The following is an 8,303-nucleotide window of genomic DNA, read 5'->3' on the forward strand; positions in this document are numbered from 1 at the left end:
CCCAAATAGTCTGCTGCTGCTCCGTCGTGAACTCCACACGCACCTCCACCACTCATCCTGCCAAGGAGTGGTGCATTGACCGGTTGAGGTCGCCAAAGCTTTGCGAGACACTCGATCGAGCCGAGCGTCGCGCAACCACTCCCCCGTAACCACAGGCCTGACCTTGTCTCGAAAAGTTGTCTCGCTGTGTGTCGTCTCAAAAGTGCTCGCATCAGGGCTTTGGGAGTCAGATTGGGGAGCGGCAGAACCAGCAGCTCGAGAAGATGTCGCAGATGAGTGGTGCAGAGTCGATTGGGACCGTTCGGCGCGTGTCGAGGGTTCGTGCGCCTCCTGACCACCTGTGCACGGCACAAGCTCCGTACGCTTCGCTGCTTGTCCCGCACACACATGGACAGCAGGAACCAGAGAACCCGTCTTCACACACCCACCACCTTGCGGACACGGAATAGCTCACCTCGAGCGAGCGGTGGGCGTGCACAGCCTCCTCCCAGCGTGGTCGCCTACAGCATGAACTGGTCCGGGTTAGGGCTGATGGTGGCACTGGAGACGGTCGAGGTGAGGTCAGCTGCAGCCCACGATGTTGTTCATCCACCTGTGGGCGGGTGGAGCCCGAAGGGTGGAGCTCGAAGCCGTCCACCTGTGGGTGAGCCGTTACGTGCTGGTCCTAGGGAGAAGCCGTCCTGTAAGCGGGGCCAGTGCCGTCCTTTGCCAGCATGGCCATCGGAGCTTGAAAGGTATCGCTGTATTCCGGGCGGTACCGGACCATGAGCCCAAGACTTCTCCTTGGGTGCGCAACAACTTTGGACGTGGTGGTGATCGGCGTTTCGGCTCGACCAGCAGTTGTGTTCATTGGGGGCACTGGGACGACCGGGTGCAAGCGGTTTTTCCTGGTGGCGGGCTAATGACCGGTCTGATGACCTTGATGGAGGGGTAGCAGCCTCAGGAAAGGAACGATCGGTGAGCGCCGAATTGGGTGCCCAGCAGCGGGACGTGGTGGAACTGGTGCAGAGCCATGGCTTTCAACCGTGGGAGGTGTGGCTCGAGTACATCGCGGTCGCTGGCAACGCGTCCGAGAAGGCTGTCGCTGACTACGTCTTCGGTAGGGGCGATCTGCCCCAGCTCGAGCGGCACCTTCTCGACGAGGGGCTGCAGAGTCTCGTGGAGAAGGAATGGGATGACCAGCTGCGGGGGTTCTTTCAGCACGTCACCTGTACGGACACCGGGCTCGAAGACAGATAGGAACGCACCGCCGGCGCGACCGCGGATGCAGGCGTTGCACTGGTGATGCCCCGCGCGCGTGGCACGCGACGGGGCTGTTGGGTATCTTCCCGTGTGAGTTGTTCGTCACTGGTGGTTCGCCCAGATGAGAGACCTACTTGAAAGGTGCGTCTTCGTTTGTCTAGCAGTGGGCAGGAGGACGCGCAGGGGCGGCAGGGACGCTGTGCAAGGTTCGTGCCCTGCCGCCCCGCCTCACCGCTTCACCGCTTCACCGCTTCACGGCCCATGACCCTCCGCCCGTCCCGTGATCGGTACAGTTCGCGAGGTCTGGTCATCGGATGTTCAGCTTCTGCTGGTGGTGTTTCCGTGGATTAGGTCTAGTGTTCGAAGCACACATAGGTCTAGACACAGGCCACGGATGTGCATAGCACCCCGGAGACGGCCATGACCGACCTTCTGAACGACCCCGCACCACAGACCACCCCGCAACCAGCCCGAGTGCCAAGCCGAGAACCGCGGCTCACAGTTCTCGCGGTGCCCGACATGCTTGTAACGCCTGCGCGGCTTGCTCGTGCGAGTAGGTCCGGTGCGGTCGACACGGATCAGCTGACAGCGTGGGTGGCCTCCGAACAGGACCACGACGACGATGACCTGATCGTCGAGGAGTTAACTCCAGCTGAGCTGGCATCGCTGTCGATGCGGCGGCTGAGGATCCTGGCGAATCAGGCGTATAGGGTGATCGACACCGATTACCCGCCCTACCGTGCGCTGGACCGGTATCAGATGCTCGTCGACGAACTCGACCTGCGGGCTGAGGCGGCAGAAACCTCAGGTGTCGCAAAGACGTCCCGCGAGAAGTTCCGGGATAACCCCCTGTACTGCCGGTTCGAGCTGTTCACCGACGGGAATCTTGCGGCGTACATGAAGTACACGATGACCGGCGGGAATCTGACCCTCGTCATGGGCACCGAACTGCCGGGCTTCCGGGCCCAGGGCGCCGATCAGACCCTGATGCGCAACATCGTTCTCGATGCCCACAAGCGGCGCCTGAACCTCGTCCCGCGGTGTGCGATGGCGTACGCGTTCCTCGCCGACCACCCCCAGTACCAGCAGTACACCGGCCACCACTGACGTGACGAGACGCAGGGTAGGACCTTCCTGATGTGCGGCCGCTTCTCACCGTAGTACGCAGCGAACAGGTTCCGTATTCTCAGACGACAGTGCCGCACGCTCAGGTGTGCGGCACTGTCGTAACTACTGCCTGAGCAGAGGACCACGTTCAACCGGTCGATGATGCCTGGGCTTTGCTGCGCCGGACCAGATAGGTTCCACCGGCTGTCACGGCGAGGACGAGTCCGCTGCCGAGGCCGAGGACTGCAGTGTTCGTCCCGGTTCCCGGGCGGCACCGTAGGCACGGCTCCGCCTTCGGGTATGGTGCCCATCCAGGTGGCGACGACGCGTCACCCTCCCACCAGCCTCACCGAGTCTTCGGGATAACAGGGATGCCAGCGGCGGCGGTGACGAAGAGTTCACACCTCTGAAGAATTCAGCGTGTTCCGGTCCGTGTTCCTGGCAGTGTTTCGGTCCGTGTTCTTGTCAGGGTGTTCCGGTACAGGGGTTATGCGCTGGAGGAGTTCCACGAGGTCTTTCCTCAGCGCTGTGATCGGCAGTGTGCGTCCCGGTTCAACAGCGGTTGGGTCAGCATCTTTGCCTTCAGGGGTGTTGCCCTGCACCGCGGTCAGCGCCTGCGCCCCGTCCGGGGTGAGTGAGATGCTGATGTCTCGGTGCCCGATGGTTCGAAGCGACTTTCTGATGTATCCGATGCTTTCGAGATTGTTCAGAGTCCTGCGCAGACTTTGCGAGGTGATGCGAATGTGCCGGGCGAGCCGGGCCTGATTCGTTGTTCCGATCTCGGCAAGAGCCTGAAGCGCAGTCAGACCTGAGGGAGAGAGTTTTGCCGCGTGGAGGTCTTTGGCGACCTCCCGCTCCCACAGACGAGCCGCCGTTGATAGGAGCCTGCTGGTCGACCACTGATCCGGCGACATGACCCCGTCCGTCCCACCGGGATGATTATCGGGATAGCTGTCGGGATGGGCATTGTCACCGCCGTCGTTCCTGCCGGAATCCATACTTCGTCCTCCGCTTCCTTCGAAAACTCGTTACGCGTCGATGCTGGTGATGGCCGGCCCCTGAGAGCCTTGGGCCGGCCATCACCATGAGCTGAGTGCGTGCTCGATGCGGTCCGAGGGGTGGTGCCTCTACTTGGCGAGGAAGGTGATCAGGGCCTGGTTCCACTCGTCGGGGTGGCTGACGTTACACCCGTGCGGGCCATCCTTGATGACGTGGAGGTCGCTGCCGGCGAGGGTTGCGTGGGTGCGCTGCCCGGAGCCCTCGAAGGGGACGGTCGCGTCGGCGTCGCCGTGCAGGACCAGGGCCGGGACCGTGACTTTGAGCAAATCGTCGCGGAAGTCCGTGGTCCCGAAGGCTTCCATGCACGCCAGGGCTGCCTTCTTATCAGCTTGCCGGCAGAGGTCGAGGGCTTCCTGACGCTGTCCTTCGGTGACCTTCAGTTCCCCGTTGGCGGAGAAGAAGTCGGTGGTGAACCCGTCGTAGAACGACTCCTCATCCTTCGTCAGATCCTTGGTCATTCCTGCGGCTGCGTCCTTGGTGAGGGGGCCGTCGGGGTTGTCCTCGCCCTGCATCATGAACGGCGGGACCGCGGAGGCGAACACGACGCTGCGGATGCGCTCCGGGCTGTACTTGGAGAAGTAGCGTGCGACCTCTCCCCCGCCCATGGAAAACCCGACCAGGGTCACGTCCCGCAGATCGAGTTCCTCGAGCAGGGCCTGGAGATCCTCGGTCAGCGTGTCGTACGTGTACCCGGTCATCGGTTTGTCGCTGCGGCCGAAACCGCGCCGGTCATAAGTGATCACCCGGTACCCGGCAGCCTGCAGTGCGGGAACCTGGTTCTTGAACGCCTCCCCGGACAGGGGCCACCCGTGGATCAGGACCACGGGGCGACCGGTTCCACCGGTGTCATCGACGTGGAGGTTGGTGTTCTTGAACAAACCGTGATGCGCGACGATCTCCGTCATAGGGATCTCTCCTTCTGATGCTTGTGCGGTCGGTGACGCGCCGTAGGCGCGTCTTTCACCCTAGATATTCGTCAGCATGCTGTCTTTCGGATGGGTCCCGGTTGCGGCGCAGTGCCTTCCGTGGTGGGCAGGCCCTCCCGCCAGATCCTGCCCTGAAAGAAGGAAATAGGCAGTGGAGGTCGCGTCACTCCCTGGTCAAGACCAAGGACCCGGTGCTGACTGCTTGACCCCTGCCCAATCGACCCACAAGACTTGTCAGTAGGCTTAGTATCTGGTCAAGAAGCGGCTGGGTAGTAAGCACGGCCTGTGCGGTGTACTGCTTCTCGGTCAGAGGCAATTTGTCGCGCACGGCCGGGCGAGCACTTCAAAGGTCTACTGTGGGACATGAAGCGACCTCGTGAGGAGGGACAGCGATGGGCAAGCCGATGACAGCCGCCGAGCAGCACATCGCCCTTTCCGCCGCCGTACACTTCCTTGGAATTGGTTTGCCCGAGCTGTGGCTTGAGTGCTTCGCGATGGGCGGCAGCCTCGAGCTCTTCGACCTCGAGGCATACATCTACGACATAGCCACCCTGCCACCCATGGATCGAGCCGTACTCGAGCAAGTCCTCTGGGAACTAGACCCCGTGATCTTCGACCTCGCCTTCAACGCCCCGGAACCCTCCTGACCCTCGCCTGCCTCCCAGAAGAAACCCTCGTTGGGGGAACTCGTTAGAGGTAGCTGGAGGCGCACTGTCATCGGTTGCTGGATGAGTTGCTAAAAACCCGGGCAGTAGCATTGCAGCGGCCGTCGAGGTCGTGTCGGACCGGGTTGCTATCCTTCAGGGCGAACAGAGTTATGCAGCTAGCTCTGCGACGACCCGTAGAGAGCCATCTCCTCGTGCAGTCATCCGATAAGGCTTCGCAGACCGACCCTGGCTTTGCCGTACCCTCCCACCTGTTCAAGAACTGTCCGACCGGGACCTTCCAGTACTACTTCGTGACGGACACCTTCCACTGGTCCGACGAGATGTTCACCATGCACGGGTATCAGCCTGGCGAAATCGAACCGACCTTCGAGCTCGGCCAGTCCCACGTCCACCCGGCGATGCGAGAGAGCAGCGCAGCGTTCTGGGCCGAAGTGACAGAACACACCAGTCCCCTGTCGATGTACCTGACACTTCAGGACAGGAACGGTAAGGACTACCAGACGCTGGTGGTCGGCGGACCGCTCTTCGACGGTGACGAGCACATCGGGGTATGGGGCCTGCTGATCGATCTCACCCGCTCGATCCACACTGATTCCCACCGGCTCGCCAACGAAGCCGTCGCTGCTGCCACCCTGAAGCGCAGCACGATCGACCAAGCCAAAGGGGTCCTTGCCGGCATGACCGGCATCAGCACGAACGAAGCCTTCAACGTCATCTCCCAGCACAGCCAGGACACGAACCGCAAGGTCAACCTCATCGCACAAGACATCGTCGACTCCCACGGCCGCCAAATCCCCCGACAGATCGACGGCAAGGAACAAGCACGCCAATTCCTGCGCTCCCTCCAACCAGAACACCCATGAGCTGATGCTCGAGGCGACCGGCCGGCTGCAGAAGTGCCGCATGTACGAGATGACCGACAACAAGACCGCCCGCTCCACGATCTCCTACCTGATCGTCCGCGACCAGGCCCACGAGAACGGTTACGCGAAGGCCCTCGAGACCCTCGGGGTGAACTGGAAGTCGCTGCTACCGATCCCGAAGACCAACGCCGAGCAGTTCCCCGAGGTCAAGAAGCTCCTCGACCTGGGGTTGCAGAGCAAGCAGTACACCTTCGATCTCAAGGGTCAGTCGGAGGCCGGCAAGATCTACCAGGGGTTGTCCCCGTCGAACGACGGAACGACCCTCGACGCCAGCGAGCAGGCCCCCGAGGGCGTGCCGTCGGAGATCGCCCCCGAGCGGCTGGAGGAGTTCGCCCCCGGGCTCGATCCCCAACTGCTCAACCTGATCCAGGCGACGGCCGATATGGAGATGGCCGACATCGACGCGACATTCGGCCCAATGACCACCAAGTAACTACCAACACTCAGCGGTGGGGGTGCCGGCGACAGCTGGCATCCCCTTCTCGTGTACACCGTAATTCAAGGGCACAGACAACTGTCCAGCATTCCAAAGACAGTGGCTTCGACTTCCACGCCACCCGCGCCTGACACCGACTCACCCGCTGACCACCCACTACCAATCGACGTAATCACCGCTGGTGTCGTCCTCGGTACACCCGGATGAGCACGTCGGGTCAAAATACGCAGGTGCAGCTCGACGTGTTGGGTGTCAGTCGAAGTGGGTAGTGACCGGGGCTTGAGTGACACTTTCCACGACTGCGGCGGCAACCGCGCTCAACTTTTGGTTCCGGGAATTGGAAGCCATTTTGAGAATCGTCATGGCCTCGTCCTGGGAGCATCTGTTCTGGCCCATGATGATCCCCGCTGCCAGGTCGATGGTCGTGCGGTTCTGCATCGCGGTCTCGAGGTCCCTGGAATGATCAGTCAGGTCAGCGATCCGCACCGCCGTACGCAGCGCGTTGGACGTGTCTTGAGCGAAGGCGCGCGCCTTCTCTACAGCTGCGTCGTCGAAGCCGCGAACCCGCGGCGAGTAGAGGTTGAGGCCGGCGTTGGCCTTACCGTCGAGAACGATCGGCACTCCGATCGCGGACAGCATCCCGTGTTCGGCGACATCGGTGGAGTACCCGCCGAACCGGTTCTCGGTGCGGAAGTCCTCCACCCGGTACACCTTCTCCTCCCGCGCAGCCCGTAGGCAGGGGCCGTCGTTGTGCTCGTACTGAAGTTCGTCCATTTTCTCGGCCTCAACACTGCTGCTGGCGACCGTCGCCATCCTGCGCGGCCGCAGAAGCGTCACCCCGCACAACACCGGGGCCGTCTCCGTGGACAACTGCTCGGCGGCAGTCATGGCCAAAGAATTAAGGAACCCGCGCACGTCCTCGCTGTCTAGAACCGCGTCCTGCAGGACCGCAGAGGGCGACAACGATAGATCATTTTCTGTAGGGCTCATGGGTCCTCAACTCGGTAACCTGACGACGGGATGGGGTGATCACGGCGCACCCTCTAGTGGGCGCCCTGGGTGCGAATGAGGAAATCTACTGCACACGAGCCTACGTCGGTGTTGGCACGGAACTTACACGGCTTCTTCACTGCCGCCAATACTGAGATACCGGTACACCGTCGCCCGACTGGCTCCGATGATCTTCCCGATATCGGCTGGGGCGAGACCCTGGGCCTTGAGGTCCCTGGCACGCCTGACTTTCGCATGGTCGGTCGTGACTTCCCGTCGGCCGGCCTTCCGGCCATGCTCAGCAGCCGCGGCCATACCCGCCCTGGTCCGTTCAGCGAGCTGATCGCGCTCGAGCTGAGCGAAGGCAGACATTACGGTCAGCATCGCTCGCCCCATGGGCCCTGTCGTACTGATGCCCTCGGTGACACTTCGGAAGTGCACTCCCCTGTTCTCCAGGTCATCGATGAGGGCAAGCAGGCTCCGGGTGTTACGTCCCAACCGATCCAACTTCCACACCACCACCTCATCACCGCTCCGGAGGTGTTCGAGGAGCTTATCGAGCTCCGGCCGGCTCGCCCTCGTTCCGCTCACGCCATGATCGGTGAAAATCCGATCGCAGCCAGCCGCAGACAGTGCCGCGCGCTGCAGATCCACGTTCTGCTCCAGCGTACTGACCCTCGCGTACCCGATACCTCCCATCCCGGCGCTCCCCACACTCATCAAAGGCCCAATTCCACTTTGATGAGAATACTCGACACGAGACACATTGCTGAGACAACAGCGGGCTATAGAATCTCACGCGAACAATGAAGATGATCGGACTGGTCGGGGCCCCGCTCAAGCGTCCAGTCAAAGGATGGCGACCTCAACCGGTCAATGCACCACTCCTTGGCAGGATGAGTGGTGGAGGTGCGTGTGGAGTTCACGACGGAGCAGCAGCAGACTATTTGGG

General features: G+C 62.0%; 8 protein-coding genes and 1 pseudogene. 5 read left to right on the top strand and 4 right to left on the bottom strand.

All coding sequences use genetic code 11. From position 1 onward, the window contains the following. Nucleotides 1-957 precede the first annotated feature (957 nt). Both AC0Z9V_RS17975 and AC0Z9V_RS17980 read left to right on the top strand, forming a co-directional pair. Entirely contained in the window at nucleotides 958-1,239 is a 282-nt protein-coding gene (locus AC0Z9V_RS17975; protein WP_485142370.1) for a hypothetical protein, read from the top strand. A 423-nt stretch (nucleotides 1,240-1,662) separates the two neighbouring features. Beyond that, nucleotides 1,663-2,349 carry a GNAT family N-acetyltransferase gene (locus AC0Z9V_RS17980; protein WP_485142371.1) on the top strand — a complete coding sequence of 229 codons (687 nt, stop codon included), beginning with the start codon at nucleotides 1,663-1,665 and terminating at the stop codon, nucleotides 2,347-2,349. A 398-nt stretch (nucleotides 2,350-2,747) separates the two neighbouring features. On the opposite strand, the gene AC0Z9V_RS17985 is transcribed toward AC0Z9V_RS17980, so the two are convergent. Further along, the gene (locus AC0Z9V_RS17985) at nucleotides 2,748-3,347 is read right to left on the bottom strand and encodes a MarR family winged helix-turn-helix transcriptional regulator (protein WP_485142372.1); all 600 of its coding nucleotides are present in this window, start codon (nucleotides 3,345-3,347) and stop codon (nucleotides 2,748-2,750) included. 129 nt (nucleotides 3,348-3,476) lie between these two features. After that, the gene (locus AC0Z9V_RS17990; protein WP_208739438.1) at nucleotides 3,477-4,313 is read right to left on the bottom strand and encodes an alpha/beta fold hydrolase; all 837 of its coding nucleotides are present in this window, start codon (nucleotides 4,311-4,313) and stop codon (nucleotides 3,477-3,479) included. A 413-nt stretch (nucleotides 4,314-4,726) separates the two neighbouring features. Between AC0Z9V_RS17990 and AC0Z9V_RS17995 the strand changes: the two genes are divergently transcribed. From AC0Z9V_RS17995 to AC0Z9V_RS18005, 3 genes and pseudogenes are all read left to right on the top strand, one after another. Continuing rightward, on the top strand, nucleotides 4,727-4,981 hold the full coding sequence (locus AC0Z9V_RS17995; protein ID WP_485142373.1) for a hypothetical protein: 255 nt from the start codon (nucleotides 4,727-4,729) through the stop codon (nucleotides 4,979-4,981). Between the two features lie 170 nt (nucleotides 4,982-5,151). After that, a complete protein-coding gene (locus AC0Z9V_RS18000; protein ID WP_485142374.1) occupies nucleotides 5,152-5,865 on the top strand; it encodes a PAS and ANTAR domain-containing protein in 714 nt (237 codons plus the stop codon). Next, nucleotides 5,861-6,358, top strand: a pseudogene (locus AC0Z9V_RS18005) (manganese catalase family protein); the annotation flags it as partial. The gene AC0Z9V_RS18000 and the pseudogene AC0Z9V_RS18005, both read left to right, overlap by 5 nt. Nucleotides 6,359-6,613: 255 nt before the next feature. Here the strand turns inward: AC0Z9V_RS18005 and AC0Z9V_RS18010 are convergent. Both AC0Z9V_RS18010 and AC0Z9V_RS18015 read right to left on the bottom strand, forming a co-directional pair. After that, a complete protein-coding gene (locus AC0Z9V_RS18010) occupies nucleotides 6,614-7,249 on the bottom strand; it encodes a GAF and ANTAR domain-containing protein (protein ID WP_485142375.1) in 636 nt (211 codons plus the stop codon). 225 nt (nucleotides 7,250-7,474) lie between these two features. Further along, nucleotides 7,475-8,071, bottom strand: coding sequence for a recombinase family protein (locus AC0Z9V_RS18015; RefSeq protein ID WP_485142376.1), 597 nt, complete (start codon nucleotides 8,069-8,071; stop codon nucleotides 7,475-7,477). Nucleotides 8,072-8,303 lie beyond the last annotated feature (232 nt).

Source organism: Arthrobacter sp. UYP4, assembly GCF_057291175.1.

Bases quoted from the DNA above. Each gene is read 5' to 3' on its own strand.
- AC0Z9V_RS17980 (WP_485142371.1), top strand. From the start codon at position 1,663: ATGACCGACCTTCTGAACGACCCCGCACCACAGACCACCCCGCAACCA.
- AC0Z9V_RS17985 (WP_485142372.1), bottom strand. From the start codon at position 3,347: ATGGATTCCGGCAGGAACGACGGCGGTGACAATGCCCATCCCGACAGC.
- AC0Z9V_RS17990 (WP_208739438.1), bottom strand. From the start codon at position 4,313: ATGACGGAGATCGTCGCGCATCACGGTTTGTTCAAGAACACCAACCTC.
- AC0Z9V_RS17995 (WP_485142373.1), top strand. From the start codon at position 4,727: ATGGGCAAGCCGATGACAGCCGCCGAGCAGCACATCGCCCTTTCCGCC.
- AC0Z9V_RS18000 (WP_485142374.1), top strand. From the start codon at position 5,152: ATGCAGCTAGCTCTGCGACGACCCGTAGAGAGCCATCTCCTCGTGCAG.
- AC0Z9V_RS18010 (WP_485142375.1), bottom strand. From the start codon at position 7,249: ATGACTGCCGCCGAGCAGTTGTCCACGGAGACGGCCCCGGTGTTGTGC.
- AC0Z9V_RS18015 (WP_485142376.1), bottom strand. From the start codon at position 8,071: ATGAGTGTGGGGAGCGCCGGGATGGGAGGTATCGGGTACGCGAGGGTC.